Consider the following 1192-nt stretch of genomic DNA (forward strand, 5'->3'; position numbering starts at 1 on the left):
GTAGCGCTGCGGGCGCCGCCGCGCCCGGTCATGCGCCTCAACCGACGAACGCTTGCCGTCCTCGCCGGCGGGCTGGCGGTCGCGGTCATGGCGGCAACCATGTGGTCGCTGCAGCCGAAGCCGCGACGCAGCAACAGCGAGACGGCCGAACTCTATAACACTGATCGGGTCTCCCGCTCGGAAAGACTTGACCAGTTGCCCGGCGACTACTCCAAGCTGTTGCCGGCTTTGCCGCCGCAGGTGCCAGAGCTTGGGCCACCGCTACCGGGCGACCTGGGGCCCGCCATCGTCAAATCGCAGCAGCAAGCGGTTGCCAGCTACTCCGCTCCCGGCCAAGACCCGGCGGCGGCTGAGCGCGACGCGCTGAGCAAGGAGGCGGAAGCGGCAGTGGCTTCGTCGGTGTTCTTCCGGTCGAGTAACCAGCATAGTGCCGCCGCGCCAGCGCAGTTGGCCGCGACCAGCTCGGCGTCCGGCCTGGCCGGCTTCGACCCGCTGGCCGATGGGCCGTCCTCCAGCGCGGCCCAGCCCGCCGACCCGACCGTCGTGCAGAGCCAGCAAGATCAGAAGGAGGCCTTCCTGAAATCCGGCGCGACGGAAACCCGAAGTGCCGGGAGGCTACAGATGCCGGCCTCGCCGTATCAGCTGATGGCCGGAACGGTCATTGCCGGCGCGTTGGTTACGGGCATCAAATCTGATTTGCCCGGCGACATCATCGCAACCGTGACGGAACCGGTGTACGACACCGCGACAGGTCGCCATCTGCTAATTCCTCAGGGTTCACGCATGCTTGGCCGCTACAACAGCCAGGTGAGCTACGGACAGCGCCGGGTTCAGGTGGTGTGGAATCGCATCATCCTCCCGGACACGTCCTCGCTGACGTTGGCCAACCTGGTCGGCACCGATCCGGCCGGCTATGCCGGTCTGGAAGATGGTGTCGACTGGCATTGGGACCGCATTCTTGCCGGTGCGGCGCTGACGACCCTGCTGGGCGTCGGCGCCGAACTGGCCGCGCCGGAAAACCGTCAGGACGGCGATCGCGTCATGATCGCCGAGCGCGGCAGCCTGCAGGACAGCGTGAACCAGGTCGGGCAGGAGATGACCCGGCGCAACCTCAACACCCAGCCTACGTTGACGGCGCGGCCGGGCATGCCGGTGCGCGTCATCGTCAATCGGGATCTGGTGCTGCGGCCAT

The 1192-nt window shown here is 67.4% G+C and carries 1 protein-coding gene; it reads left to right on the plus strand.

What is annotated here, in order from left to right; all coding sequences use genetic code 11:
- A partial coding sequence (locus CF68_RS10265; protein ID WP_035818162.1) for a TrbI/VirB10 family protein occupies window positions 1-1192 on the plus strand: 1192 nt, incomplete at both ends.

Source organism: Cupriavidus sp. SK-4, assembly GCF_000611125.1.
GTDB lineage: Bacteria > Pseudomonadota > Gammaproteobacteria > Burkholderiales > Burkholderiaceae > Cupriavidus > Cupriavidus necator.